The following is a 25363-nucleotide window of genomic DNA, read 5'->3' as shown; positions in this document are numbered from 1 at the left end:
CCATCCCATGTCCGCTCGCCTGCATCTGCTTGCCCTCGGCGTCGCACTCGGCCTTGCCAGTTTCGGCAGCGCCGCGGCCGACACCGCCACCCAGCCGGCGCTGACCGCGCTGACCATGAATTCCGGCGGCGTGATGCCGGCCGAACAGGCGCGGGTGCATTTCGATCATGCCGACCTGCACTTCACCGTCGACGCCGCAAAACAGCGCATCGACGCCAGCGCCACGCTGAGCTTCACCGCGAAGTCGGCCACCGACGTGCTGCTGCTGGACCTGGATCGCAACCTGCCGATCAGCGGCATCGAGCTCGACGGCAAGCCGCTGGCCGCCAGCCGCTGGAGCAACCCCGACGGCCGCCTGCGCGTGCAGCTTCCCGGCACGCTCGCGGCCGGCGGCAAGGTCAGCGTGACCGTGCGCTACGGCGGCAAGCCGCACGTGGCCAAGCACGCGCCGTGGGACGGCGGCTTCGTGTGGAGCCACACCGCCGACGGCCAGCCGTGGGTGGCCAGCGCGGTCGAAGGCGAAGGCTGCGACCTGTTCTGGCCGTGCATCGACCAGCCGCAGGGCGAACCCGACCTGGTCGACACCTGGATCACCGTGCCGAAGACGCTGGCCGCGCCCGGCAACGGCGTGCTGATCGGCATCACCGACCACGGCGACCAGCACACCTATCACTGGCGCGCCAAGCACCCGGACACCTACGCGATCTCGATCAACGTGGGCCCGTTCAAGCTGCTCAAGGGCGATTACGCCAGCCGCTACGGCAACACCATCCCGCTGGAGCTGTGGTACCTGCCCGAGCATGCGGAAGGCGCGCAGCGGCTGTTCGGCGAGTTCCCGCGCATGCTGGATTTCTTCGAGCAGCAGATCGGTCCCTACCCGTTCGGCGACGAGAAGATGGGCGTGGTGGAAACCCCGCACCTGGGCATGGAACACCAGACCATCAACGCCTACGGCAACGGCTATCCGCGCAGCGAATACGGCTTCGACTGGCTGCTGCAGCACGAGTTCTCGCACGAATGGTTCGGCAACCAGGTGACCAATGCCGACTGGGACGACATGTGGCTGCACGAGGGTTTCGGCACCTACATGCAGCCGCTGTACGGCCAGTACCTGCACGGCGACATGGCGTATTTCGCGATGTTGCACACCGAGCGCATGTCGTTGCGCAACAAGTACCCGGTCGTTTCCGGCCACAGCCAGGACGAACACGAGGTGTACGACGCCGAGCACGGCCCGGGCAACGACATCTACTACAAGGGCTCGCTGATGCTGCACACGTTGCGGCAGCTGATCGGCGACAAGGACTTCTTCGCGAGCATCCGCAGCCTGGTCTACGGCCGGCCCGACCCGAAGCCGGGCAACTTCCGGCCGCGCTATTCGAGCACCCGGGACTACGTGGCGATCGTCGACAGGATCACCGGGCGCAAGCTCGACTGGTTCTTCGACGTCTACCTGCGTGACGCCGCGTTGCCGCGCCTGGACGAGCAGCGCGTGGGCGACACCTTGAAGCTGCGCTGGGTCACCGAGCACGGCAAGCCGTTCCCGATGCCGATCGAGGTGCAGGTGGGCGACACCGTGCACACCGTGCCGATGAGCGACGGCAGCGGCCAGCTGCAGGTGCCGGCGGGCAGCCTGCTGGTGATCGACCCGCGTTCGAAGGTGCTGCGCGAGGCGCCTTACGTCGGGGAGTACCAGCAATGGATGAAGCAGCAGCGGGCGAAGCAGCAGGCGGCGAAGAAATAGCGGCTGCGCGGGGCGCTGGCGCTCAGCCCGCGTTCCCGTGATCATCGGCGAGCCGCCACAGCGAGCCTGCCGATGAACCAGCCACCCGATGCCACCTCCGCGAGCTGCCGCGAGCAGGCGCTCGCCGCGTGGCAGCGCGGCGACCTGGCCGCAGCCGAGGTTGCTTTCCGGCGTTTGCTCGAACGCCAGCCCCACGATGCCGAGGCCTTGCAGTTCCTGGCCGACCGCCAGTGGGCGGCGGGCAACGCGGCGGGTGCGCTCGAGCTGCTGCAGGCGGCGCATCGCGCCGAGCCGCAGGACGCCGGCGTGCTGCATCGGCTGGGCGAGCTGCAGATGCTGGCCGGCGCATGGCCCGACGCTGTCGACAGCCTGGGCAAGGCCCTGCAGCTCGCGCCCGGCCTGTTCGTGGCGGGGCTGCGCCTGGGCGTGGCGCTCGAGCGCCAAGGCAGCCGGCATGCCGCGATGCTGGCCTATCTCGGCGCGATCGACACCGCGCAGGCGCAGGGGCGCTGGCTCAGCGACGACACCACGGCGCCCGGCCTGCGCGACGCGGTGAAGCACGCCACGCGCTTCGTGGCGGCCGCTCGGCGCGAACTGTTCGACGCGATCATCGAACCGCTGCGGCAGCGCTACGGACGCTCCGAGCTGGCCCGCGTCGACCAGTGCCTGGCGATCTATCTCGGCGAGCAGGCGGCCAACCTGCCGGACCCGCGGCAGCGGCCGAAATTCCTGTACTTCCCCAGCATCCCCAGCCAGACCTTCTATCCGCCCGAACGTTTTCCGGCGCATGCGCGGCTGGAGGCAGCCTGCGACACGATCCGCGAGGAACTGCGCGCGGTGCTGGCGCATGCGGCGGACACCCTGGTGCCGTTCCTGGGCGCGCCTTCGAGCGCGGCCGTGGCGGCCGAGCTGCTGGCCGCCTCCGGTCCGCAGGACGCGGCGTGGGACGCGTTCTTCTTCCAGCGGCATGGCGTGCGCCACGACGCGCACTGCCTGCACTGCCCACAGACCAGCGCGCTGCTGGACTCGCTGCCGCTGGTGCGGATTCGCGAACACGCGCCGGAAACGCTGTACTCGGTGCTGCGCCCCGGCACGCATATCCTGCCCCACCGCGGCGTCACCAACACCCGCCTGGTCACCCATCTGCCGCTGATCGTGCCGGCGGACTGCGCCTTGCGCGTGGGCGGCGAGACGCACGTCTGGCAGGAAGGCCGCTGCGTCACCTTCGACGACACCTTCGAACACGAGGCGTGGAACCACAGCGACCGCGACCGCGTGGTGTTGATCCTGGACAGCTGGAACCCCGACCTCAGCGAGGCGGAGCGGGCGGCGGTGGCCGACCTGGTCGCTGCCATCGGCGATTTCAACCGCGCCGGCCAGCCGGCGGCGCCGCCTTCGACGCAGGCCTGATCGGCTGCTGGCGAAAAGACGGCCAAACCTTTTTCTGCCGGTTGCGCGCGGAAGCGTATCTCGGAGTAATCTTCGGGCGGTTGCACGACGTTGACGAACAGCGTCACTTCGCGCGACGGTGCCCGGGGGGGGACTCGACAAAGATCGAAGGCTGGGAACGGACTACCAACAACCACTGGGGAGACCAAATGAAATACGGCATGAACCACCTGTCACTGGCGGTGCGCCTGGCCCTGACCGCCGGCGCGCTGACGATCGCCGGCCTGGCCCAGGCGCAAACGCAGACGCCACCGGCCGATACGCCGTCCTCGACGGACCAGAACACGCCACCGTCCAAGAACAAGGCCAAGACCCTGCAGTCGGTCGTGGTGACCGGCTCGCTGATCCGCCGCGTGGAAGTCGAGACGGCCAGCCCGGTGGTGACGCTGGATCGCGCCACGCTGACCAACTCCGGCAAGCCGGTTCTGGGCGACGTGCTGCAGCAGATGCCGAGCATCTCCGGCAATGCCACCAACCCGGCGAACAACAGCAACGGCGGCGGCGTGGCCAGCCCCCTGCTGGAAGCCGGCGATGGCGCCTCGCGCGTCTCGCTGCGCGGCCTGGGCATCAACCGCACCCTGGTGCTGGTCAACGGCCAGCGCATGTCCAACCCGGACATCAACCTGATCCCGCCGGAAATGATCGACCGGGTCGACGTGCTGGCCGAGGGCGCCTCCACGGTGTACGGCTCGGACGCCATCGGTGGCGTCGTCAATTTCATCCTGCGCAAGGATTTCCAGGGCGCCCAGATCAGCCTGAACGACGGCATTTCCAGCCACGGCGACTCCCAGCGCCGTGGCTTCAACCTGACCGCCGGCGCCACCGGTGACAAGTTCAGCATCGCGGCCGGCCTCGACTACAACAAGTACGACGAAACGCTCGCCTCCCGGCGCAAGTTCTCCAGGCAGCAGCTGTACCTGTCCGGTGGATCCGTGGTGGCCGCCGGTTCCAGCTCGATCCCGACCGGCCGCATCCAGGTGCCCTCCGCCATCGCCGCGCAGTACGGCTGCGACATCGATCCGGCGACCGACACCGCCATGGTGACGCTGGCCCAGGGCGACGGCTCCAGCCAGGCCGACTACCGTTGCCGGCTCGGCTCGGACACCTACAACTACGCCGCGCTCAACTACATCCAGACCGCGCAGAAGCGCACCAACGGCTTCGTGCTGGGCAGCTACAACTTCACCGACAGCCTCACCGGCTTCGTCGACGCGTTCTACAACCGCACGGAATCCAGCGGACAGGATGCGCCCTCGCCGGTGGGTACCGGTGACGGCCTGATCATCTCGTCGGACAATCCGATCAATCCGTTCGGCGTGACCTTCAGCCACGGCGCCGTGCCCGGCGACCCGGACAGCGGCTACAGCTTCCAGACCCGCCTGACCGGCGCCGGCACCCGCGTGCATAGCTACAAGACCAACACCGCCCAGATCAACACGGGCCTGCGCGGCAACTTCGGCCAGGACAGCAGTTGGATCTGGGACGCCTCGATCAACTACAGCCACACCAAGCGCGACCAGCGCGACACCAACGAGGTGGACATCCCGTCGCTGCAGGCCGCCGTCGACGCCGGTGCGAACATCTTCGACCAGGCCAGCGTCGGCGACCAGCTGAGCAAGGGCGTGAAGACGCCCATCTACGTCTTCACCCAGTCCACCAAGCAGGCCCAGTTCAACGCCAGCGGCGAGCTGTGGGACCTGCCGGCCGGCGCGATGCAGCTCTCCGCCGGCGCGCTGTACCGCAAGCAGATGATGAACTACACGGTCAGCGACTTTGCCGTGCTGGACCCGGTGACCACCACCTGCCAGATCCTGCAGGAAGCCTGCGGCTCGCCCGGGCGCGGCGACTTCGACGTCAAGGAGGTCTACGCGGAAACGCTGATCCCGCTGCTGGCCGACCAGCCCTGGGCGCACTCGCTGAACCTCGACCTGGGCATCCGCAGCTCGAACTACAGCACCACCGGCACGACCACCAACGGCAAGGTCGCGATCGAGTGGCGCCCCACCGCCCAGCTGCTGTTGCGCGGCACGATCTCGCAGGTGTTCCGCGCGCCGAACCTCAACGAGCTCTACGACGGCCGCACCCTGGTCCAGCCGAACCTCAACGACCCCTGCGTGGGCCGCACCGCGGACGAGCTGGCGGCGCACGCGGCCGCCTGCCAGTACGTGCCGGTGAACTGGGCCGGCAACTCGCCGGCGCAGGTCAACACGTTCTACTCCGGCGCCAACACGGTGGGAGCGAAACTGAAGCCCGAAAAGGGCAAGTCGGTCAATATCGGCCTGGTCTACGATCCGGACTGGATCCCCGGCCTGTCGACCAGCCTCGATTTCTGGCACATCTACCTGTCCGACACGCTGACCGCGATCCAGGCCGACACCGTGGTCAGCTCCTGCTACAACAACGCCAGCAGCCCGTACTGCTCGTTCATCCAGCGCGAGGACAACACCAGCCGGCAACCGGGCCAGGTGTTCCTGATCAACACGCCGGTGGTCAACCTGGGCAACACCAGCACCAGCGGCATCGACTACACCTTGCGCTACAAGATCCCGCACTTCGACCTGGGCGGGATGGACCCCGGCAACTTCCGCGCCGGCCTCAACACCAGCTACACCTCGACCTACAACGTCAACGCCACGCCCGGCGAGCCCGGCGCGAAGACGGTCAACTACGCCGGCACGTTCACTCCGCAGTTCGGCAACATCTCGCGCTGGCGCGGCACGCTCACGCTCAACTGGGACAAGGGCAACTGGAATGCCCAGTGGCAGTCGCGCTACGTGCACCGGCTGACCGCGCTCAACGGTGACGCGGCGGTCGCCGGGGTGAACATCCCGATGGCTTCGGTGCTGTACCACTCGATCCAGCTGGGCTATGCGGTGCCGTCGATCCACACCCGCTTCGACGTGGGTGTGGACAACCTCAGCAACAAGCTGCCGCCGCTGATCTACCAGAACGGCGGAAACTACAACGTCGACACCGCCACCTACGACGTGCTCGGCCGCTACTACTGGGTGCGCGCCACGATCAAGTTCTGAGGTCCCGCTGCAACCGGGCGCTGCGGAAGTTCCGCAGCGCCCGCCCAGGAGGGCCGCGATCCGTCGCGGCCCTCTTGCATAATGCGTACTGGGATGAACGACGGAGCACGCATGTCCACTGCGACGGATCTGGCCAGGGCGATGGCCGCGGCCTGGAACGCCGGCGAACCGGAGCGAGTCATCGCCCTCGCCGGGCAGGCCACGCCGTCGTGGCGGGATGACGAAGCCGTGCTGTTGCTGCTCGGCCTGGCGCAACAGGCCTGCGACCACGTGCAGCAGGCCGCGACGAGCTTCCGTCGGCTGGCGCAGTTGCGACCGGAGGTTTCCGCACACTGGAACAACCTCGCCGTGGTCTGCCGCGAAGCAGGCGACCTGGCCGAGGCCGAACAGGCCTTGCTGACGGCGCTGGCGCTGGCACCCGACGATGCCGAAGTGCACTACAACCTCGGCCTGCTGCGCATCCAGCAGCGGCAGTGGCTGGCCGCCCGGCAGAGCCTGCTGGACGCCGTGCAGCTGTCGCCGCATTTCATCGAGGCCCGCCTGCAGGCAGCCCACGCCTGCCACGTCTGCGGCGACAACACCCAACAGGAAGCGCTGCTGGACGGCGCCGGCGACTGGCCGCCGCAAACGGCCGAGCATGCCCTGCTGCTGTCGGCGATGCTTTCCGTCCAGGGCGAGCTGGACGCCGCGCTGCGCACGCTGGCCCGGGCGCAGCTGCCGGCCGAACCGGCGGCCACGATCATGCGCCTGCGCATCGCGGCGCAGCGCGTGCTGTTGCATGAACGGAACAACCGGCTCGACGCAGCGCGGGAAGCATTGCAGCAGTTGCCCATCGATGCGCTCGAGGCCCTGCCCGCGCAGGCGGAACAGGCGCGCGCCGAAGGCTGGCGGGCGCACGCCGCGATGGCGATGCGCGCAGGCGAGGCGGCCGCGGCGGCGACGCTGCAGGCCCGCGCGCTGGCCAGCGCGCGCGACGACGAGAGCCGGGCCGGCGCCTCCTTCGGGCTGGCCTCCGCGCTTGATCGACAAGGTCACTACGCCGAAGCGTGGCAAGCCCTGCAGCAGGCGCACAGCGCCCAGCGCGAGATCGCCCGCCACGTGGTGCCGGAACTGCTGGCGGCCGATAGCCGGCCGCTGCAGGTGAGCGCCGAGCGGGTCGGCCGCAACGGGCATGCCCGCTGGCGCCTGCTGGCCGCCCCCGACGCCCGGCACAGCCCGGTCTTCGTGGTCGGCTTTCCCCGCTCGGGCACCACCTTGCTGGAACAGATGCTCGACGCCCATCCGGACTTCCGCTCGATGGACGAGCGCGCCCACGTGCATGACCTGATCGAGGCGATGCAGCTGGTCGGCCAGCGCTATCCGGCGGACCTGGCGGAACTGAGCCAGCAGGATGCGGATCAACTGCGCGGCGTGTACTGGCGGCAGGCGCGACGGGTCGCACCCGATCTGGGCGAGCGACGCCTGGTCGACAAGAATCCGCTCAACATGCTGTGCCTGCCGATGATCATGCGGCTGTTTCCGCACGCGCCCATCATCCTGTGCCTGCGCCATCCCTGCGACGTGCTGCTCAGCTGCTACATGCAGTCGTTCCGTTCGCCGGCCTTCATGATGCTGTGCTCGTCACTGCCGCGACTGGCGCAGGGTTACGCCCACGCGTTCGAGCAATGGTTTGCCGACGCCGAGGTATTCGCGCCCGCCGTGCTGGAGTGGCGCTACGAATCGGTGGTCAGCGGGCTGGACGAGCAGCTCGCCCGGCTGGGGGATTTCCTCGAAACAACGGACACCGCGGCGATGACCCGCTTCGCCGAACATGCACGGGGCAAGCGTTTCATCAGCACGCCCAGTTATGCTCAGGTGACCGAGGGCGTCCATCGGCGGGCGGTGGGGCGCTGGCAGAACTATCGCCGGCAGTTCGAGCCGGTGCTGCCCGTGCTGCAGCCATGGATTGAGCGGCTGGGCTATCGCCCATGAAAAAGGAGGCGGTGCCATGCACCGCCTCCTTTCAGGCTTGCCGCTGTTGCCGCGCGGATCGACTCAGTGCTGCTGCAGCACGCCGGACGTGTCCGGCTGGGCATTCACCACGCTGACGCCCGACTTGCCGCCGTAAGGCAGCACTTCGCTGGCCAGCTTCGGATCGGCCTTGATCATGCCGATCGCGTCGAACAGGATGTGCGCCGTTTCGTTGAGCTGCACGTCCTTGGCCTTCTTGGCGTCCTTCTCCTGCTTCAGCTCGCTCTTCAGGCTGCGCTCGTTCGCGTTCAGGCCGTCGTCCAGGCTGCTGGCCTCGTCGGCGAGCGAGGCGTCGGTGCCGTCGATGGCCTTGTGCCGTGCGCGGAAGTCGGCCTGGATCGCCTCCAGCTTCTTGCGCTCGGCTTCGCGGGTGGCCAGGTTCAGCGAGATCGAGGTCTTCGCCCGCATCGTGCGGTACTGGGCCAGTTCGTCCAGCATCAGCTTCCACGCCGGCGACTGCGCCACGCGGTCGGCGTGCAGCTTCTCCAGCCGCGGCAGGTAGTCGGCGAAATTCGCCACCACCTGGTAGTCGGCCGGCGCGATCTGGGTCCACTTCAGCGCGTTCTCGTAGGTGGACTCGCCGAAGTCCTTCTCGTCGCCGTTCTTCGGGAACGCGATGTCGGGGGTGACGCCCTTCAGCTGGGTGGAACCGCCGTTGATGCGGAAGAATTCCTGGATGGTCATCTTCAGCTCGCCCAGCTGCGGCTTCTCGTCGTCGCTCTGGGCGAAGCGGTCCAGGTCGACCAGGTTCTGCACGGTGCCCTTGCCGAAGGTGGGCTCGCCGATGATCAGACCGCGGTGGTAGTCCTGGATCGCCGCGGAGAAGATTTCCGAGGCGGACGCGGTGCCGCGGTTGACCAGCACCGCCAGCGGGCCGCTCCACACCATGCCCGGGTCGTCGTCGCCCTGCTGCTCGACCTGGCCCTTGGAGTCGCGCACCTGCACCACCGGGCCCTTGTCGATGAACAGGCCGGTCAGCGAGTTGGCTTCGGCCAGCGAACCGCCGCCGTTGTTGCGCAGGTCGACCACCACGCCCTGCACGCCTTCCTGCTTCAGCTCGCCGAGCAGGCGGGCCACGTCGCGGGTCGCGCTCTTGAAGTTCTTGTCGCCGGCGCTGCGTGCACCGAAGTCGGAATAGAAGGTGGGCAGGTCGATCACGCCGATCTTGCGGGTGACGCCGCCGTCCTTGATCTCGACGACCTTCTTCTTCGCTGCCTGCTCCTCGATGCTGACCTTCTTGCGCACCAGGGTGACGATCTCGTGCTTGCCGTCCACGCCCGCGTCGGCGGGCAGGATTTCCAGCCGCACCACGGTGTCCTTCTTGCCGCGGATGCGGTTGACCACGTCGTCGAGGCGCCAGCCGATCACGTCGACGATCGGGCCGTTGTCGCCCTGGCCGACGCCGACGATGCGATCGCCGACCTGGACCTTGCCGGACTTGCCGGCCGGACCGGCGGGCACCAGCTCGCGGATCTGGGTGTAGTCGTCACGCGCCTGCAGCACCGCGCCGATGCCTTCCAGCGACAGCTTCATCGAGATGTCGAAGTTCTCGGCCGCGCGCGGGCCGAGGTAATCGGTGTGCGGGTCGGTGGTTTCGGCGTACGCGGTCATGAAGGTCTGGAACGCGTCCTGACCGTCGAGCTGCCTGATCCGTTCGATGTAGGCGGCGTAACGCTTGTCCAGCGTCTTGCGGATGTCCGCGTCGTCCTGGCCGGCCAGCTTCAGGCGCAACCAGTCGTTCATGGTGCGCTTGCGCCACAGCTCGTCCAGCTCGGCCTGGTCCTTCGGCCAGTCGGCGTGTTCGCGGTCGAAGGTGTAGCTCTGCTCGGCGGAGAAGTCGAAGCCCTGCTTGAGCAGGCCGCGGGCGTAGGTCATCCGCTCCACGGCGCGCTGCACGTAGGCGTTGAAGATGGCGAACGGCGCGGACAGGTCCTGGTTCCAGATCGCGTCGTCCAGCTTGGTCTTGCTGGGTGCGAACTTGGCCATGTCGGCCTGGGTGAAGAACACCTTCTCGCTGTCCAGCAACTTGAAGTAGGCGTTGTAGATGCGCGCCGACATCGCGTCATCGAGCGGCTGCGCGTCGTAGTGGAAGCGGGTCAGGAAGCGCGCCGACAGCTGCGCGGCCTGCGCTTCCTCCGGCGTCGAAGTCAGCGGCCAGGTGGCTGCCTTGCGCGGCTTGCCCGCGCCCATGTCGGCGGCGGACTGTGCCTGGGCGCCGGTGGCGGCAAGGGCTAGCAGCAGGAACAGCGCGGGACGAAATTTCATGGAGGCTCTCAGGCTGTCTCGGTGACACCGGCTGCATGGGCCTGCAGGTCGGCGTGGTAGGACGAACGTACCAGCGGGCCGGAGGCGACGTGATGGAAGCCCATCGCCTCACCGGCTTCGCGCAGCATGTCGAATTCTTCGGGGGTCCAGTAGCGCACCACCGGATGATGGTGGGGCGTGGGCTGCAGGTACTGGCCGATGGTGATCATCTCGACGTCATGGGCGCGTAAATCGCGCAGCGTCTCGATCACCTGGTCATACGTCTCGCCCAGGCCGAGCATGATGCCGGACTTGGTCGGCACGTCGGGATGCTGCGCCTTGAAGCGCTTGAGCAGGTCCAGCGACCACTGGTAGTCGGCGCCCGGACGCACCTCGCGGTACAGGTGCGGCACCGTTTCCAGGTTGTGGTTGAACACATCCGGCGGGAAATCCTTGAGCACCTCCAGCGCCCGTTCCATGCGGCCCTTGCCGCGGAAGTCGGGGGTGAGGATCTCGATCCGGATGTTCGGGCTGGCGTGGCGCGTGGCGCGGATGCAGGCGGCGAAATGTTCGGCCCCGCCGTCGCGCAGGTCGTCACGATCGACCGAGGTGATCACCACGTACTTCAGGCGCATGTCGCGGATGGTCTCGGCCAGTCGCGCCGGCTCCAGCGTGTCCGGCGGCAGCGGGCGGCCATGCGCCACGTCGCAGAACGAGCAGCGCCGGGTGCACACCTCGCCCAGGATCATGAACGTGGCGGTGCCCTTGCTGAAGCATTCGTGGATGTTCGGGCAGGACGCTTCCTCGCACACGGTGACCAGCGAGTTCTCGCGCAGGCGCGCCTTCAGCTGCTGCACCGCGTTGCCCTGGGGCAGACGCACCCGGATCCACGACGGTTTGCGCAGGGTCGGCACGGCAGTGTCGAAGCCGGCGCGGTTCAGCGCGATCTTGTCGTTGCCCAGCTGCTTTTCACCGGCCGGGGCGTTGCCGACCACGGTGATCGGGATGACCCGGGTCGACGATGTGGGTGATTCGCTCATGTAGAAAGCTCAGACCGCCGCGCGCGCGGGGAGTTCGGGTAATAGGGAAGCTGCAGGCTCGGCTACGAAACCGAACTGGCGACAGAACTGCGCCACCAGCACGTCCTCGACCGTGGCCAGGCTTGAAGGGCCGCCCAAGTCTAGCAGTTGCGTGACCGCCAGATCCTTGTAACCGCAAGGGTTGATGCGGTGAAACGGCTCCAGGTCCATGGCCACGTTGAAGGCCAGCCCGTGGAAGCTGCAACCGCGGCGCACGCGCAGACCCAGTGCAGCAACCTTGGCCTCGTCCACGTAGACACCCGGCGCGCCTTCGCGGCGCGCGGCGCTGACGTTCCAGTGCGCCAGCGTATCGATCAGCGACTGCTCGATCCGGTGGACCAGCTCGCGCACGCCAACGCCGACCCGGCGCAGGTCGATCAGCGGATAGCCGACGATCTGGCCCGGCCCGTGATAGGTCACCTGGCCGCCGCGATCGACCGGAATCACCGGGATGTCGCCCGGCGCCAGCACGTGCTCCATCTTGCCGGCCTGGCCCAGGGTGAACACCGGGTCATGCTCCAGCAGCCACAGTTCGTCGGGCGTGTCCGCGGTGCGGTTGTCGGTGAACGCACTCATCGCCCGCCAGGTCGCCGCGTAGGGCTGGCGACCGAGGCGACGGATTTTCAGCGGCAACGACATGGGGAACCTTGGGAAACGGGAAACGGGAAACGGGAAACGGGAAACGGGAAAGTTGGAGGCGTTGCACAGAGAGTCAAGGACGCATGGCAAAACCGAGCCGATCAGCGCAGGGCGGCATGAAAATTGTGCGCCCCACTCCGTTCGCCGATCCCTCCCTTCAATGCGTGTAGCGGATGTCCGGATCGGCGCGCAGCGCGTGATGCGCCGCTTCGTACTGCTCGCGGTTTTCGCAATGGAAGCTGACCGTGACCGAGACATAGTTGCCGGCGCCGGAGTGCCGGTGCCGCACGGTTTCATGCAGCACGCGCAGGCCGGCGCGCTCCAGCAGCTGCGGCACGTGGCTGGGCAGGTTGGCGCTGGAATTGCCCACCGCGGTGATCTCGAACTCGCCGGGGAATTCGAAGCCCTTGCCTTCCTCTTTCGCCTTGGTGAAGTCGATCGGCTGCATTACTTCGCGTCCGTGCTCTTGGCCGGCACCTCGGCGTCGGCCTTCTTGTCGCTGTGGAACCACAACATGATGCTGTCCCACAGGCGCGAGAAGAAGCCGCCCTGCGGTGCATCGGCCAACGCCACCAGCGGTACGTTCTGCACCGGCTTGCCGTCCAGCGTGATGTGCAGCGTGCCCACCTGCTGACCCTTGGTGAACGGGGCGATCAGGGTGGCGGGGATGTCCATGGTGGCCTTCAGCTGGTCGTACTGGCCGCGCTTGACGGTGACCTGCACGCTCTCGTTGACGCCCAACGGCAACTGGTTGGACGCACCCTTCCACAGCTTCGGCGTGGCCAGCGGCTTGCCGGCTTCATACAGCTTGTGGGTCTCGTAGAAACGGAAGCCGTAGTTGAGCAGGGCCATCGCCGAATCCGCGCGCGCCTTCTCGCTGCTTGCACCCATCACGATCGCGATCATCCGCGACTCGCCCTGCTTGGCCGAGGCGGCCAGGCAGTAGCCGGCGGCGGCCGTGTGGCCGGTCTTGATGCCGTCGACGCTGGGGTCGCGCCACAGCAGGGTGTTGCGGTTGTGCTGCTTGATGCCGTTCCACTCGAACTCCTTGATGGCGGAGATCGCGTAGTCGTCGGGGAAATCGTGGATCAGAGCGCGCGACAGGATCGCGATGTCGTGCGCGGTGGTGTAGTGGTTGGCGATCGGGTAACCGGAGGCGTTCTCGAAGTTGGAGTTCACCATGCCGAGCTGCCTGGCGTAGGCATTCATCAGGCCGGCGAACGCCTGCTCGGAGCCCGCAGTGTGCTCGGCCAGCGCGATCGCCGCGTCATTGCCGGACTGGATTATCATGCCGTACAGGAGGTCCTTCAGCGGCACCTGGCTGTTGAGCTTCATGAAGCTGGTGGAGCCGTCGGTGCCCGCGCCACCGCCACGCCAGGCGTTTTCGCTGATGGTCACCGGGTCGGTCATGTGCACCTTGCCGTTGGCGACCTCGGCCGAGACCACGTAGTCGGTCATGATCTTGGTGATCGATGCCGGCTCCAGCCTCAGGTCCGGCTCCTTGCTGGCCAGGATCTGGCCGGTGGCGTAATCCATCAGCACCCAGCTCTTGCCGTCGACGTCCGGCGGCGGAGGCACCGGCGCCTCCGGCACCACCGGACGCGGCACCGGTGACGGGCGCGGCGGGGTCTGGGCGACGGCGACGCCGACCAGCAGGGTGACGGCGGCAAGCGGAAGCAGGGTGCGGCGGAAAAAATTCATCGTGTTGTTCAGTCCGGTGTCTGGCGTTCGACGTTGCGGGCGTCGATCAAGGTGGAAAAGGTTGCGCAAATCTTGCTCAGTCTACCGCGACCTGCGGCCGGGGCAGACCCATGCCTTCGATCCGGCTGCTGACCTGGTCGGCGCGATCGACGCTGGCCAGCGGCCCGACCCGCACCCGACGCACGCGCTGGCCGTTGATCACCGCGTCGGTGACCTGCACCGCGCCAAGGTTTGCCTGACGCAGGCGCTGGGCCAGGCGGTCGGCGTTGTCCGCGTCGGCGAACGCGCCAATCTGCAGGTAGATGCCGGGATGTGAGCCTGTGACCACGGGCGCCGGCGGCAGTTCCTTGCCGGGCCGGGACGGGTCGATGCCCTGCACTTCGACCAGGCCGGTGCCCTTGGGCCAGATGCCGATCTTCACCGCGGCGGCGTAGGACAGGTCGATCAGCCGGTTGTCGTGGAACGGGCCGCGGTCGTTGACCCGCACGATCACGCTCTTGCCGGTTTCGAGATTGGTCACCCGCGCATAGCTGGGCAGCGGCAGCGTGGTGCTGGCGGCGCTGAACGCATACATGTCGTAGGTTTCCAGGCTGGAGGTCTTGTAGCCGTGGAACTTGTTGCCATAGAACGAGGCAATGCCGCGCTCGTCGTAGCCGCGCGCGCTGGGCAGCACGCGATAGCTCTTTCCGCGCACGCTGTATGGCGACTTGTTGCCATACAGCGAGCGTGGCTCGACCTTCGGCACCGGCTCGACCAGCTTGCTGACGTCCAGTGGCGGCGGCACGCTGTCTTCGCCGTCGCGGTAGCGGCTGCCCTGCGGCTTGCTGAGGTCGTCCTCGAAGCGGTCGTCACCGGCGGTCCGGGACGGGCTCGACGGCGACGTCCGCGAATGACCGTCGCGATGAGCGGGCTTCGTGCGGTGGCCACCGCACGCGGCCAGCAGCAGGCCCGCCGCCAGCACCAGCGCGACGCGGGCCAGCCTCATCGCGTCGCTTCCGCCGGGCCGACGCCAGCCGCGATGGCCTGCGCCAGCTGGTTCACCGCCATCGCGTACAGCGGACTGCGGTTGTAGCGGGTGATCACGTAGAAGTTCTGGAAGGTGAACCAGTATTCCGGCCCGTTCGGGCCTTCCAGCGTCTGCAGGCTGCTGGGTTCGGCCGGCGACAGCGGTTGCAGCGGCGCATAGCCCCACGCCTCCAGTTGCTCCAGTGGCCACTTCGGGCTGGTGTCGGTCACCGTGGGCGGTGTTGCCGACGCATCCGGTTGCGCGCGCGCCGCTACCGGACCACCGGTGACCCAGCCGTGCTTCACGAAGTAATTGGCCACGCTGGCGAAGATGTCCGGCAGCGAATTCTGCAGATCGATATGGCCATCCTGGTCCGCGTCCACCGCGAAATCGCGGATGCTGGTGGGCATGAACTGGCCCCAGCCCTGGGCGCCGGCATAGGAGCCGGTGAGCGTGTCCAGCGGGCCGGCCAGGTGGTTGTCCGGCAGGCTCAGCAGTTCCTTCAGCTGTTCGCGGAAGAACTTCGCCCGGGGCGGGTAGTACAGACCCAGCGTGACCAGCGCGTCGAGCACCTTGTACTTGCCGGTGTTGCCGCCGTAACTGGTCTCCACGCCCACGATGGCCACGATGTATTGCGGCGCCACGCCGTACTGCCTGCCGATCTGATCCAGCAGCGCCCGGTGCTCGCGATAGAAGGCCACGCCATCGTCGATGCGCTTGTCGGTGAGGAAGATCGGCCGGTAATCCTTCCACGGCTTGCCCTCCGCCGGCCGGCTGATCGCATCGAGGATGCTCTGCTGCATCTTCGCGCCGTCCAGCAACGCATTCAGCGCCTGTGGACTCTTGCCGGTTTCCCGCGCCACCTCGCGCACCAGTTCGGCCTGGTCGGGATGGGTGGCAGCCAGCACCGGCGTCAGCGCGGCCACCCACAACAGGCTGAGGACGGCGAGAAAACGGGCCGGGCGCGGCGCAGGCGTGGCTGTCATGTTGTGGTTTCGCTCACAGAATTACCATGTCCACGAAAGCCTAACACGCAGGCGCGCGCAACTTCGGGCACGCACGGGACGGTGCGCTGGCGAGGTTCAGAGATGCGTCTTGCGGTTGGCATGGATCGACATCAGCACGCCGAAGCCGGTCAGCAGCGAGACGGCCGAGGTGCCGCCATAGCTGATCATCGGCATCGGCACGCCGACCACCGGCAGCATGCCGGCGACCATGCCGCCGTTGACGAAGACGTAGACGAAGAAGCTCATGCCGATCGCGCCGGCAAGCAGGCGCGAGTAGGTATCGCGCGCCTCCATCGCGATCCACAGGCAGCGGCCGATGATGAAGGCGTACAACGCCACCAGCGCGCACACGCCGACCAGGCCGAACTCTTCGGAGAACACCGCGAAGATGAAGTCGGTGGTGTGCTCGGGCAGGAAATCCAGTCGCGACTGCGTGCTGTGCTGCCAGCCCTTGCCGAAGATGCCGCCGGAACCCACCGCGATCTGCGACTGGATGATGTGCCAGCCGTTGCCCAGCGGATCGGATTCGGGATTGAGCAGGGTCAGCACGCGGTCGCGCTGGTACTGGTGCAGGAAGTGCCAGCCGACCGGGATCATGCCGGCAACCGCGCCGACCAGCAGGCCGATCCGCCACCACGCCATGCCGGACAGGAACAGCGCGAAGGCGCCGGCGGCCGTCACCAGCACCGCGGTGCCCAGGTCCGGTTGCTCGGCGATCAGCCCGGCCGGGATCGCGATCAGCAGGCCGACCACGGCGATGTCCTTCCAGCCCGGCGGCAACTGGCGCGGGTGCAGGTACCAGGCGACCATCATCGGCATGGTCAGCTTGAGCAGTTCGGACGGCTGGAAACGCATGAAGCCGAGGTCGAGCCAGCGGATCGAGCCACGCCCCTCGCCGAGGATCGCCACCACCACCAGCAACGCGGTGCTGCCGCCATACAACCACGGCGTCCAGCTGCGCAGCACCGAAGGCGGGATGCGCGACACCAGCAGCAGCAGGCCTGCGCCCAGCACGAAGCGACCGGCCTGGCCGCCGACCAGGGACAGGTGGGCGTCGCCGGCGCTGTACAGCGTGACCAGTCCGGTGATTGCCAGCACGAACAGGCCCAGGGCCAGCGGCAGGTCGATCCGGGGCCGGGTCAGTATCCGCCGCAGGAAGCGCCGGCCACGCGCGTAGAGCACCTCGATCATGGCGTGTCTCCGCTTGAGGTGGCTTGGGCCGGGATGTCCTCGACCTGCTCGTCGTTCGGAACCTCGGCGGGAGCGCTTGCCGACGCGGCGTTCGACACCGGCAGGCGTTCCGCGTCGGGAATCACGCCGCCGTGCGAGGCAAGCCACGCGTCGAGGATCTGGCGGGCGATCGGGCCGGCCGAGCTGGCGCCCCACGCGCCGGATTCCAGCAGCACGGCCACCGCGATCTGCGGGTTGTCCGCGGGCGCGTAGACCTCGAACCAGGCGCGGTTGCGGCTGGCCAGGTAGGCCAGGTTGCTGCGGTCGTCGTAGGCATTGGTGGTGCGCGAGTAACGCTCCGCGGTGCCGCTCTTGCCGGCCAGGCGGTAGGGGAAGCCGGTCACCAGCGTGCGCCCGGTGCCCCGCTCGCCATACATCACCCGCTCCATGCCCAGGTTGACGGCATCCCAATCGGCCGGCTTTCGAATCACCGACGGTCCGCTGGGCGGGTTGGCCAATGGCTGCAGCGGCGCGTTGACGCCATCGCGGGTCGCCATCACCAGCCGTGGGGCGTAGGGAATGCCATGACCGGCAAAGGTGGCGATCGCATGGCCGAGCTGCAGCGGCGTCACCGCCCAGAAGCCCTGGCCGATGCCGGCGATGACCGTTTCTCCGGGATACCAGGGCTGTTTGGAGTTGGCCGCTTTCCATTCGCGCGAGGGCAGCACGCCGGCCGACTCGCCGATCAGGTCGATCCCGGTCGGCTTGCCGAAGCCGAACTTGGCCATGTAGGCACTGAGCTTGTCGATGCCCATGTCCAGGGCGAGCTTGTAGAAATAGGTGTTGACCGATTGCTCGATCGCACCGGCCAGGTCCACGCGCCCCACGCCGCCGCGCTGGTCGTCGCGATAGCCGCGGGCCTGACCGGGAATGTAGAACACGCCGGTGGAAACCACAGTGTCCTGTGGCGTACGCATGCCGCTCTCCAAGCCAGCCAGGCCGACCAGCGGCTTGACGGTGGAGCCTGGCGGATAGACGCCACGCAGCGCCCGGTTGTAGAGCGGCTTCTCCGGATCGTTGGTCAACGCGCTGTAGTCGGCCTGGCTGATGCCGTTGACGAACAGGTTGGGATCGAAGGTGGGCACGCTGACCATCGCCAGCACCTGGCCATTGCGCGGATCGATCGCCACCGCGGCGCCGGGCCGGCCGGCGAACGCCTCTTCGGCGGCCTTCTGCAGGCGCACGTCGATGCTGAGGTAGAGGTTCTTGCCCGGCTTGGGCGCATGCGTTTCCAGCACGCGCTGGGTGCGGCCGTCGGCGTTCACCTCCAGCAGCTCGTAGCCCGGCGTGCCGTGCAGCATGTCTTCGTAGGATCGCTCAATGCCGCTGCGGCCGACGTGGCTGGTGCCCTTGTAGCGGACCGGATCGAGGCGATCCACGTCGTCGGCGTCGATGCGCCCGACATAGCCCACGACATGGGCGAACATTTCGCCCAGCGGATAACGCCGGGTCAGGTACGGCACCACGTCCACGCCGGGGAAACGCCAGCGATTGACTGCGAAGCGGTCGATCTCGTCCTCGGTCAGGCGCAGCTTCAGCGGCACGCTCTCGAAGCGCCGGCTCTGCCTGAGCTGCTTGTGGAAGGCGTCCAGATCGTCCTGGTCCAGCGGCACCACGTGGCCCAGCTGTTCCAGCAATGCCGGCATGTCCTTGACCTGCTCGGGCACCACTTCCAGCCGGAACGCCGGCACGTTGTCGGCCAGCAGCACGCCGTTGCGGTCGTAGATCAGGCCGCGCGCCGGGGGAATCGCCCGTGGCTTGACCCGGTTGTTCTGCGAGCGGGTGACGAATTCCTCGTGGTGCGCCACCTGCAGGAAGGCAAAGCGCACCAGCAACAGACACAGGCCCAGCAGGATCAGCACGAAGGCAGCCGCGGCGCGACGCCTGAACAGCAGGCTTTCGCCACGCGGGTCCTTGATCGATCGCCGGATCCTCATGTCACTGCTTCGTGTCTCATTGGATCCGCAGCCGTGCGCGCAGATCGTCGAGCAGCAGGAACAGGAACGGCCACAAGGCGGCGCCGACGAAGGGTGAAATCCACCAGCTGGCCGGCGGCAGCGAGGCACCGGCCAGCAGCCGCACCAGCAACAGCAGGATGCGGTCGTTCAACAACAGCGCGAGTACGGCCAGCGCCTGCTGCCACATCGGGAAAAAGCGCAGCCGCGAACGGAAACGCAGGGCGATGAAGACCAGCGCGCACAGACGCAACGCCTGTTCGCCCAGCACCACGCCGTTGAGCAGGTCGGCGCCGAGTCCGATCATGAAAGCCAGCCCCAGGGTGACCCGGTCCTCCGATTCCAGCGACCAGTACAGTAGGAACAGTGCCGGCCAGTACGGCTTGAACGGCTCCAGCACGCCGGGCAACGGCACCAGCATCGACAACAGTGCGAATACCAGGGTGCCGGCAAACCACCACTGGCTCAGGCGTTGCCGGCTCATGGCTTCACCTCGCCGGCCGCGGCCGGTGCGGCGACACTGGCGCCAGGCGCCAGCTGGCTGGGCGGGCCCATCGGCTTGACCGGTGCAGGCGGGCCATCGGGTTCGGCCTGGTCATGCAGCAGCAGCACGTCCTCGCTGCGGTCGATGTCCGCCGCCGGCTTCGCCAGCGCGACCAGGAACATGCCGGTGGGCGCCGGCGCCACCGAGCGCACGTCGCCGACCGGGAAGCCGGGCGGGAAGCGGCCACCGAGGCCCGAGGTGAGCAGCTTGTCACCGACGCGCACGTCCGCCGCCAGCGGGATGGTGGGCAGCGCCAGCTCGTCGCCGTCACGGGAACCGTAGGCCACGGTGCGCAGGCCTGTGCGCTCGACCACCACCGGAATCGCATGCGCCGGATCGGTGATCAGCATCACCACCGAGGTGGTTGGCAGAACTTCCTTGACCTGCCCCATCACGCCGTGGGCATCGATCACCGGCTGGCCCGGCCGGACGCCGTCGCGGGCACCCATGTTCAGGGTCAACTGGTAGCGATACGCGCCGAGGTCCACGCCGATGACCCGCGCCAGCTGCACGTTGAGATCGAGGCTGTGCTGCGTGTCCAGCAATTCCTTCAGGCGTTGGTTCTGTTCCGCCACGGCCGCCATGCGGTTGAGCTTGGCGTTCGCCAGCAACAGGTCCTCGCGCAGACGCTGGTTCTGTTCGGTAAGACGCTGGCGATCGGCGAAGGCCACGCTCATCGTGCGCACACCGACGGCAGGCAGGCCAGCCAGGCGGTACACCGGCTCGACCACGGCTGACGCGGTGTCGCGCAACCGCCACAGCCAGCCATTGCGATGGTCCAGCACCATCAGCACCATGGCCAGCGCCAGGTAGACGATCAGCCGCAGGGTTCCCGCGGCATTGCCGGCGAACAGCGGCGAGGATTCGTCGCGCGCACGCGCCATGAGCAGGCTCTCGCCTTATTCGGGTGCGAAGAAGTCGCTGCCGTGCTGATCGATCAGCTCCAGCGCCTTGCCGCCGCCACGCGCCACGCAGGTCAGCGGATCGTCCGCCACCTGCACGTGCAGGCCGGTTTCCTCGGAGATCAGCCGGTCCAGGTCGCGCAGCAGGGCACCGCCACCGGTGAGCACGATGCCGCGCTCGGCGACGTCGGAACACAGTTCCGGCGGAGTCTGCTCCAGTGCCGACTTCACCGCGGCCACGATGCCGGCCAGCGGCTCGTGCAGGGCCTCGAGAATCTCGTTGGAGTTGATTGTGAACATGCGCGGCACGCCCTCGGCGAGGTTGCGGCCGGAGATCTCGATCTCCTTGACGTCGGCTTGCGGGAAGGCGCAACCGATCTGCAGCTTGATCCGCTCGGCGGTGGATTCGCCGATCAGGGTGCCATGGTTGCGACGCACGTAATTGATGATCGCCTCGTCGAAGCGATCGCCGCCGACACGCACGGACTGCGAGTAGACGATGCCGTTCAGCGAGATCACCGCGACCTCGGAGGTGCCGCCGCCGATGTCCAGCACCATCGCGCCACGCGCCTCGTGCACCGGGATGCCGGCGCCGATCGCCGCGGCCATCGGCTCCTCGATCAGGAACACGTCGCGGGCGCCGGCGCCTTCGGCCGATTCCTTGATCGCGCGGCGCTCGACCTGGGTCGAGCCACACGGCACGCACACCAGCACGCGCGGGCTCGGGCGCAGGAAGCGCGACTTGTGCACCTGCTTGATGAAGTGCTGCAGCATCGCCTCGGTCATGGTGAAGTCGGCGATCACGCCGTCCTTCATCGGCCGCACGGTGGCGATATTGCCCGGCGTGCGGCCGAGCATGCGCTTGGCGTCGCCACCGACCGCCGCGATCGTGCGCGGACCACCGGGGCCACGATCCTGGCGGATCGCCACCACCGACGGTTCGTTCAGCACGATGCCCTGCCCACGCACGTAGATCAGCGTGTTGGCCGTGCCGAGGTCGATGGAGATGTCGTTGGAGAAGATCCCGCGAAACTTCTTGAACATGAGTCCGCCGTGGTCCGGCCTGGTTAAAAAGTAAGCTCGCCAGTCTAGTCAGCGTGCCCCGCATGCGCAAGGACAATAACGTTAAGAAATCCTTCTACAACACGACCCTAAGCACGTTTTCTGCGTCGCAGGCTGAGCTTCGGGGATGGCCAGAAAGTCGCCAATCCGGGCGGATGGCGTTAAGATCGCCCCTTTGACCGGGGCCGTCCGGTGCGGCCTGCGCCGTCCCGCGGCGATACGGTTTTCCATTCTCTGCCCAGGGGCTCCCGCGCATCATGTCTGCCGTCATCTGCGGATCGCTGGCCTACGACACCATCATGGTGTTCCAGGACCAGTTCAAGAACCACATCCTGCCCGATCAGATGCACATCCTGAATGTGTCGTTCCTGGTGCCGCGCATGCGACGCGAGTTCGGCGGCTGCGCCGGCAACATCGCCTACAACCTCAAGCTGCTCGGCGGCGATCCGCTGCCGGTGGCCGCGGTGGGTCAGGATTTCGCGCCGTATCGTGCGCACATGGAGCAGTGCGGGATCTGCCTGGACAGCGTGCGCGTGTTCGATGATCAGTTCACGCCGCAATGCTTCATCACCACGGATCTGGACAACAACCAGATCACCGCGTTTCATCCCGGCGCGATGTCCAGCGCCCAGGAAAACCACGTACGCGACATCCCCGACATCGATTTTGCGATCGTGGCACCGGACGGCCGCGAGGCGATGCTGCAGCATGTCGACGAGTTCGCCGCACGCGGCGTGCCCTTCATCTTCGATCCGGGCCAGGCGATGCCGTTGTTCAGCGGCGAAGAGTTCCGCTCGATGATCTCCAAGTCGACCTACGTGATCGTCAACGATTACGAATCGCAGCTGCTGCAGACACGCACCGGCTGGAGCGCCGACGAAATCGCGCAGAAGGTGACCGCTTACATCGTCACCCAGGGCCCGCGCGGATCGATCATCCACGTCGGTAGCGAGACCCACCACATTCCGCCGGCCCGCGAGCGGCAGATCGTCGACCCCACCGGCTGTGGCGACGCTTATCGCGCCGGGCTGATGTTCGGCATCATGCGCGGCAAGGACTGGCCGACCGTGGGTCGCATGGCTTCGCTGATGGGTGCACTCAAGGTCGAACATCCCGGCACGCAGAACCAGCGCTTCGGCTACGCCGACTTCGCCGCCGAGTTCCTGGACCAGTTCGGCTACGCGCTCGACTGAAGCCGGCCATCACCGCTTGAAGAACGAGGCCCCGCGCATGCCGCCGGGGCCTCTTTTTTCAGGCCACGCGAAAGCCGATGGTGGCATGCACCGCATCGCGCCAGCCCTGGTACAGGCGCTCGCGATCGGGTTCGGCCATCAATGGCTGGAAGCGCTGATCGATCCGCCACAACTTCGCGATCTGCGCACGGCTTTCCCAGAACCCCACGGCCAGCCCTGCCAGACACGCCGCGCCCAGCGCCGTCGTCTCGGCGATCTTCGGGCGCAGCACCGGCACACCGAGCATGTCACTCTGGAACTGCGCCATGAAGTCGTTGGCGATCGCTCCACCATCGGCGCGCAACTCCTTCAACGGAATGCCCGCGTCGGCCTCCATCGCGGACAACACATCACGCGACTGGTAGGCCATGGATTCCAGCGCAGCGCGCACCACGTGTTCCTTGCGGGTGCCCCGCGACAGGCCGAACATCGCGCCCCGCACGTCGCTGCGCCAGTACGGTGCCCCGAGACCGACGAAGGCCGGCACCAGGTACACGCCCTCGCAGGAATCCACGCTTTCGGCGCAGGCTTGCGAGTCACTGGCGCATTCGAGCATGCGCAAGCCATCGCGCAGCCACTGCACCACCGAGCCGGCGACGAAGATGCTGCCTTCGAGCGCGTACTCGACGACGCCATCCAGCTTCCACGCCACGGTGGTCAGCAAGCCGTGTCGCGAAGGCACCGCCTGCGTACCCGTGTTCATCAGCATGAAGCAGCCGGTGCCATAGGTGTTCTTGGCCATGCCCGGTTCAAAGCACGCCTGGCCGAACAACGCCGCCTGCTGATCGCCGGCCACGCCGCTGATCGGCACCCCGGCCGGCACGCCGGGGAAGGCCACGGTATGGCCGTAGACCTCGCTGCACGAGCGCACCTGGGGCAACATGCTGCGTGGGATGTCCAGCATGCGCAGCAGCTCGTCGTCCCACTGGCCGGTATGGATGTCGAACAGCAGTGTCCGCGCCGCATTGCTGATGTCGGTGACATGCAGCGCGCCGCCGCTGAGATTCCAGATCAACCAGCTGTCGATCGTGCCGAACAGCAGGTCGCCGCGTTCCGCCTGGGCACGGGCGCCAGCGACGTGATCGAGAATCCAGCGGATCTTGCTGCCGGAGAAATACGCATCGATCAGCAGGCCGGTCTTCTCGCGCACCCGTGATGCGTAGCCGTCCGCTTCCAGCTGCTCGCAGATCGTCAGGCTTTGCCGCGACTGCCACACGATCGCGTTGTAGACCGGCTTGCCGGTGTGCCGGTCCCACACCACGGTGGTCTCGCGCTGGTTGGTGATACCGATGCCGGCCAACATCGTCGCCGCATCCGGCACCCGGGCCAGAACCTCGGCCACCGTCGCCAGCACGCTCGACATGATCTCCTGCGGGTCGTGTTCGACCCAGCCGGGCTGCGGAAAGATCTGTCGAAACTCGCGTTGCGCCGATCCGGCGACCGCGCAGGCGCGGTCAAACAGCATCGCGCGTGAACTGGTCGTCCCCTGGTCTATCGCCAAAATGTAACGCTGTTCCACCGCACGTCCCTTCACGCGAATCCATCGGTCAAGAGTAGCAACTGGTCTGCGCGATGGGTGGTCGCCGTGATTCGATCGATCGCGCTCAGTGTGCTTCGGCGTGCTTGCCGACCGGCTGGGTCAGCTTGTCGATGTACGCGAGGGCCACCGCCGACACCACGAACGTCAGATGCAGCAGGATCTGCCACATGATCGTCTCGCCATCCATGTTGCGCGCCTTGATGAACGTGGCGAGCAGGTGGATCGAGGAGATGCCGATGATCGCCATCGCCAGCTTCACCTTCAACACGGTGGCATTCACGTGCGACAGCCACTCGGGCTGGTCCGGATGTCCTTCCAGCCGCAGACGGGAGACGAAGGTCTCGTAGCCTCCCACGATGACCATCACCAGCAGATTCGAGATCATCACCACGTCGATCAAACCGAGCACGGTCAACATGATCGTGGCCTCGGCGCTTTCCACCCCGCCGACGTCGACGCCGTTGTGGAACAACGTGGTCGAGACCAGATGCCACAGCTCCCGCAGAAACTGCACGACGTAGATGCCCTGGGCCACGATCAGGCCCAGATAAAGCGGAAGCTGCAACCAGCGCGAAGAGAAGATCAGGTACGACAAGGGGCCGAGGCGGCTTGGGTTGGAAGTCGTCATGCGGGTCCGTGATGGGAGGAATCGGTCGATTCTAGCGACCACCGCAAGAAGCTGCGCTCGCGTATTCCATACTGCGGCAATTTGTCCCTCGTGGCGGTGACCTGTTGCGGGGTCGCGACCTGCGATCGCCACAGCAACTGTTCAAACGTCTCAAAGACGAAGGCCTCCCCGATGGGGGAGGCCTTCTAGGGTAAAGCCCCTGGCGGTGACCTGTTGCGGGTCGCGACCGGCGGTCGCCACAGCAACACTTCAAGCGCCACAAAGACGAAGGCCTCCCCGGGTGGGGAGGCCTTCTTGGATAAAGCCCCTGGCGGTGACCTACTCTTGCATGGCAAAGCCACACTACCATCGGCGCATGC

The 25363-nt window shown here is 67.1% G+C and carries 19 protein-coding genes; 5 read left to right on the top strand and 14 right to left on the bottom strand.

The window, feature by feature from the left end:
- The first annotated feature begins 7 nt into the window (after nucleotides 1-7).
- The 4 genes from ASD82_RS03510 to ASD82_RS03495 all read left to right on the top strand — a co-directional run bounded on the left by ASD82_RS03510 (nucleotide 8) and on the right by ASD82_RS03495 (nucleotide 8196).
- Entirely contained in the window at nucleotides 8-1744 is a 1737-nt protein-coding gene (locus ASD82_RS03510) for a M1 family metallopeptidase (RefSeq protein WP_056715486.1), read from the top strand.
- 72 nt (nucleotides 1745-1816) lie between these two features.
- On the top strand, nucleotides 1817-3154 hold the full coding sequence (locus ASD82_RS03505; RefSeq protein WP_056715483.1) for an aspartyl/asparaginyl beta-hydroxylase domain-containing protein: 1338 nt from the start codon (nucleotides 1817-1819) through the stop codon (nucleotides 3152-3154).
- A gap of 200 nt (nucleotides 3155-3354) precedes the next feature.
- A complete protein-coding gene (locus ASD82_RS03500; RefSeq protein WP_082585227.1) occupies nucleotides 3355-6225 on the top strand; it encodes a TonB-dependent receptor in 2871 nt (956 codons plus the stop codon).
- Nucleotides 6226-6336: 111 nt separating this feature from the next.
- Nucleotides 6337-8196 (top strand): sulfotransferase, encoded by a 1860-nt coding sequence (locus ASD82_RS03495; protein ID WP_056715500.1) that lies wholly within the window; start codon nucleotides 6337-6339, stop codon nucleotides 8194-8196.
- Between the two features lie 63 nt (nucleotides 8197-8259).
- On the opposite strand, the gene ASD82_RS03490 is transcribed toward ASD82_RS03495, so the two are convergent.
- The 12 genes from ASD82_RS03490 to ASD82_RS03435 form a co-directional block, all read right to left on the bottom strand.
- Nucleotides 8260-10500 (bottom strand): carboxy terminal-processing peptidase, encoded by a 2241-nt coding sequence (locus tag ASD82_RS03490; protein ID WP_056715477.1) that lies wholly within the window; start codon nucleotides 10498-10500, stop codon nucleotides 8260-8262.
- 8 nt (nucleotides 10501-10508) lie between these two features.
- Nucleotides 10509-11519: a lipoyl synthase gene (gene lipA, locus ASD82_RS03485; RefSeq protein ID WP_056715475.1), complete on the bottom strand. Its 1011-nt coding sequence runs from the start codon at nucleotides 11517-11519 to the stop codon at nucleotides 10509-10511.
- A gap of 9 nt (nucleotides 11520-11528) precedes the next feature.
- Nucleotides 11529-12197 (bottom strand): lipoyl(octanoyl) transferase LipB, encoded by a 669-nt coding sequence (lipB, locus tag ASD82_RS03480; protein WP_056764574.1) that lies wholly within the window; start codon nucleotides 12195-12197, stop codon nucleotides 11529-11531.
- A gap of 157 nt (nucleotides 12198-12354) precedes the next feature.
- Nucleotides 12355-12645 (bottom strand): DUF493 family protein, encoded by a 291-nt coding sequence (locus ASD82_RS03475; RefSeq protein WP_056715468.1) that lies wholly within the window; start codon nucleotides 12643-12645, stop codon nucleotides 12355-12357.
- Nucleotides 12645-13898, bottom strand: coding sequence for a D-alanyl-D-alanine carboxypeptidase family protein (locus tag ASD82_RS03470; RefSeq protein WP_056715465.1), 1254 nt, complete (start codon nucleotides 13896-13898; stop codon nucleotides 12645-12647). The genes ASD82_RS03475 and ASD82_RS03470 overlap by 1 nt, the downstream gene beginning before the upstream one ends.
- Before the next feature lie 76 nt (nucleotides 13899-13974).
- Entirely contained in the window at nucleotides 13975-14883 is a 909-nt protein-coding gene (locus ASD82_RS03465; RefSeq protein ID WP_056715462.1) for a septal ring lytic transglycosylase RlpA family protein, read from the bottom strand.
- Nucleotides 14880-15890: a lytic murein transglycosylase B gene (mltB, locus tag ASD82_RS03460; protein WP_056715461.1), complete on the bottom strand. Its 1011-nt coding sequence runs from the start codon at nucleotides 15888-15890 to the stop codon at nucleotides 14880-14882. The genes ASD82_RS03465 and mltB overlap by 4 nt, the downstream gene beginning before the upstream one ends.
- Nucleotides 15891-15986: 96 nt before the next feature.
- Nucleotides 15987-17102 (bottom strand): rod shape-determining protein RodA, encoded by a 1116-nt coding sequence (rodA, locus tag ASD82_RS03455; protein WP_056715458.1) that lies wholly within the window; start codon nucleotides 17100-17102, stop codon nucleotides 15987-15989.
- Complete coding sequence (mrdA, locus tag ASD82_RS03450) at nucleotides 17099-19078, bottom strand: penicillin-binding protein 2 (RefSeq protein WP_056715455.1); 1980 nt, start codon at nucleotides 19076-19078, stop codon at nucleotides 17099-17101. Before mrdA ends, rodA begins: the two co-directional genes overlap by 4 nt.
- A 16-nt stretch (nucleotides 19079-19094) precedes the next feature.
- A complete protein-coding gene (gene mreD, locus ASD82_RS03445; RefSeq protein ID WP_007810444.1) occupies nucleotides 19095-19580 on the bottom strand; it encodes a rod shape-determining protein MreD in 486 nt (161 codons plus the stop codon).
- Entirely contained in the window at nucleotides 19577-20524 is a 948-nt protein-coding gene (mreC, locus tag ASD82_RS03440) for a rod shape-determining protein MreC (RefSeq protein WP_056715452.1), read from the bottom strand. Before mreC ends, mreD begins: the two co-directional genes overlap by 4 nt.
- 15 nt (nucleotides 20525-20539) lie before the next feature.
- Entirely contained in the window at nucleotides 20540-21586 is a 1047-nt protein-coding gene (locus ASD82_RS03435) for a rod shape-determining protein (RefSeq protein WP_007810448.1), read from the bottom strand.
- Nucleotides 21587-21861: 275 nt separating this feature from the next.
- Here ASD82_RS03435 and ASD82_RS03430 point away from each other — a divergent pair, with 275 nt between their 5' ends.
- Nucleotides 21862-22797: a carbohydrate kinase family protein gene (locus ASD82_RS03430; protein WP_056715450.1), complete on the top strand. Its 936-nt coding sequence runs from the start codon at nucleotides 21862-21864 to the stop codon at nucleotides 22795-22797.
- Between the two features lie 58 nt (nucleotides 22798-22855).
- On the opposite strand, the gene glpK is transcribed toward ASD82_RS03430, so the two are convergent.
- Both glpK and ASD82_RS03420 read right to left on the bottom strand, forming a co-directional pair.
- On the bottom strand, nucleotides 22856-24355 hold the full coding sequence (glpK, locus tag ASD82_RS03425; RefSeq protein WP_082585225.1) for a glycerol kinase GlpK: 1500 nt from the start codon (nucleotides 24353-24355) through the stop codon (nucleotides 22856-22858).
- An 85-nt stretch (nucleotides 24356-24440) separates the two neighbouring features.
- Nucleotides 24441-25004: a TIGR00645 family protein gene (locus tag ASD82_RS03420; protein ID WP_056715444.1), complete on the bottom strand. Its 564-nt coding sequence runs from the start codon at nucleotides 25002-25004 to the stop codon at nucleotides 24441-24443.
- Nucleotides 25005-25363: the final 359 nt, after the last annotated feature.

It is taken from the genome of Rhodanobacter sp. Root179 (assembly GCF_001428465.1).
In the GTDB taxonomy this organism is placed as follows: Bacteria; Pseudomonadota; Gammaproteobacteria; order Xanthomonadales; family Rhodanobacteraceae; genus Rhodanobacter.
Note: the sequence above shows the minus strand (reverse complement) of the source record. Positions and strands in the feature narration are given on the sequence as shown.

Bases quoted from the DNA above. Each gene is read 5' to 3' on its own strand.
- ASD82_RS03510 (WP_056715486.1), top strand. From the start codon at position 8: ATGTCCGCTCGCCTGCATCTGCTTGCCCTCGGCGTCGCACTCGGCCTT.
- ASD82_RS03505 (WP_056715483.1), top strand. From the start codon at position 1,817: ATGAACCAGCCACCCGATGCCACCTCCGCGAGCTGCCGCGAGCAGGCG.
- ASD82_RS03500 (WP_082585227.1), top strand. From the start codon at position 3,355: ATGAACCACCTGTCACTGGCGGTGCGCCTGGCCCTGACCGCCGGCGCG.
- ASD82_RS03495 (WP_056715500.1), top strand. From the start codon at position 6,337: ATGTCCACTGCGACGGATCTGGCCAGGGCGATGGCCGCGGCCTGGAAC.
- ASD82_RS03490 (WP_056715477.1), bottom strand. From the start codon at position 10,500: ATGAAATTTCGTCCCGCGCTGTTCCTGCTGCTAGCCCTTGCCGCCACC.
- lipA (WP_056715475.1), bottom strand. From the start codon at position 11,519: ATGAGCGAATCACCCACATCGTCGACCCGGGTCATCCCGATCACCGTG.
- lipB (WP_056764574.1), bottom strand. From the start codon at position 12,197: ATGTCGTTGCCGCTGAAAATCCGTCGCCTCGGTCGCCAGCCCTACGCG.
- ASD82_RS03475 (WP_056715468.1), bottom strand. From the start codon at position 12,645: ATGCAGCCGATCGACTTCACCAAGGCGAAAGAGGAAGGCAAGGGCTTC.
- ASD82_RS03470 (WP_056715465.1), bottom strand. From the start codon at position 13,898: ATGAATTTTTTCCGCCGCACCCTGCTTCCGCTTGCCGCCGTCACCCTG.
- ASD82_RS03465 (WP_056715462.1), bottom strand. From the start codon at position 14,883: ATGAGGCTGGCCCGCGTCGCGCTGGTGCTGGCGGCGGGCCTGCTGCTG.
- mltB (WP_056715461.1), bottom strand. From the start codon at position 15,890: ATGACAGCCACGCCTGCGCCGCGCCCGGCCCGTTTTCTCGCCGTCCTC.
- rodA (WP_056715458.1), bottom strand. From the start codon at position 17,102: ATGATCGAGGTGCTCTACGCGCGTGGCCGGCGCTTCCTGCGGCGGATA.
- mrdA (WP_056715455.1), bottom strand. From the start codon at position 19,078: ATGAGGATCCGGCGATCGATCAAGGACCCGCGTGGCGAAAGCCTGCTG.
- mreD (WP_007810444.1), bottom strand. From the start codon at position 19,580: ATGAGCCGGCAACGCCTGAGCCAGTGGTGGTTTGCCGGCACCCTGGTA.
- mreC (WP_056715452.1), bottom strand. From the start codon at position 20,524: ATGGCGCGTGCGCGCGACGAATCCTCGCCGCTGTTCGCCGGCAATGCC.
- ASD82_RS03435 (WP_007810448.1), bottom strand. From the start codon at position 21,586: ATGTTCAAGAAGTTTCGCGGGATCTTCTCCAACGACATCTCCATCGAC.
- ASD82_RS03430 (WP_056715450.1), top strand. From the start codon at position 21,862: ATGTCTGCCGTCATCTGCGGATCGCTGGCCTACGACACCATCATGGTG.
- ASD82_RS03420 (WP_056715444.1), bottom strand. From the start codon at position 25,004: ATGACGACTTCCAACCCAAGCCGCCTCGGCCCCTTGTCGTACCTGATC.